The following is a 1,162-nucleotide window of genomic DNA, read 5'->3' on the forward strand; positions in this document are numbered from 1 at the left end:
GCGCAGGGCCGGACAGGATCGTGGTCGCGGCTGCGTGGGGGTGGCGGTCACGGCCACGATATCTGGTGTAACTGTCTGGTTGTGGATCTGGTCACGCCGTCGGTGCGACGAGCGTGCTGGTGCGGCCGGTTGCGTGCAGTTCTGCCGGTCGGCGGGGGTGGCCGGTCCGGGAGTGGGGGCGATGTCTGATCGCGCGTGTTGCCGGTCCTGGGGGTGGCGGCGCGGGTAGACAGGGCTGCTGGGTGGGCTCGCCGCTGTTGTGGTGAGTCTGCTCGTTGCTCTTCCGCCGGGGTTCCGTTATGCGGTGTGTGATGTGTGGTTGTGAGGACTGTGCCGGGCGGGCTGTTGTCTCTTCGCGGAGGCTGTGGCGGTTGTTCTGGTGGGGGCGGCTGCGGGGTCTGATGCTTGTTGTCGCTGTCGGGACCGTTGTGGCCGCGCTGTTCACTGTGGCGGTGTGAAGCTGGCTGGGCGCGGGACCGCGGCGGGAGTTCGGCGGGGGTGCTGGTTCCTCTGCGGTCACATAGCTGTGCGGTGACGGGGTGGAGGGGACGAAAGTCCTGTTTACTCGAAAGGATGCTGGTTTTCCTTGCGGTCCTCCCCCGGCCTCGTCAAGATCATGTGGCAGCCGTCGCAACTCTGGCCTCCCCCGGCCACAGCGGCGGCTGCCTTGGTCTGTCGGTGTCCGTACCGGCCCGCGGCCGGTGTCGGTTTCTGCACGGCTGCTTGCGAACCAGACGACGGCGGGAGCGTTTTCGGGCCGGATCGAGCGGGTGGCTGGTCACGGCGTGGGCTTGGGCTGCGGATTCACCGGATTGGTGCGGGGCGTGTCGGAGGGGTGTGTCAGGGTCGGCGTATGCCTAACGAGATTCCCTTGACGGTGACCGGGAATCTGGTGGAGGCTCCGGTGTTGCGTCTCACCCCGAATGGGACGCCGGTGATCAGGTTCACCGTCGCCTCGACTCCCCGAGTGTTCGACCGCGAGACGAGTGTCTGGCGTGAAGGGGAGCCGACGTTCCTGGACTGCACCGCGTGGCGGCAGCTCGCGGAGTCCTGGGCCCATTGCAGGGCTTCGTCGGGGCGGCCTGCCGCGTCCAGGTGACGGGCGATGGCCAGGTGGTTGCTGCCGTCGGATGCACGGTCAGCCGCGTGCACGGCGATGACG

Annotated in this window: 1 protein-coding gene; it reads left to right on the top strand. The window is 68.0% G+C overall.

Annotated elements, in window-relative coordinates; translation table 11 throughout:
• The first annotated feature begins 853 nt into the window (after positions 1-853).
• Positions 854-1,099, top strand: coding sequence for a single-stranded DNA-binding protein (locus tag ACFWZ5_RS46490; RefSeq protein WP_384893368.1), 246 nt, complete (start codon positions 854-856; stop codon positions 1,097-1,099).
• Positions 1,100-1,162: the final 63 nt, after the last annotated feature.

Source organism: Streptomyces sp. NPDC059003, assembly GCF_042740445.1.
GTDB lineage: Bacteria > Actinomycetota > Actinomycetes > Streptomycetales > Streptomycetaceae > Streptomyces.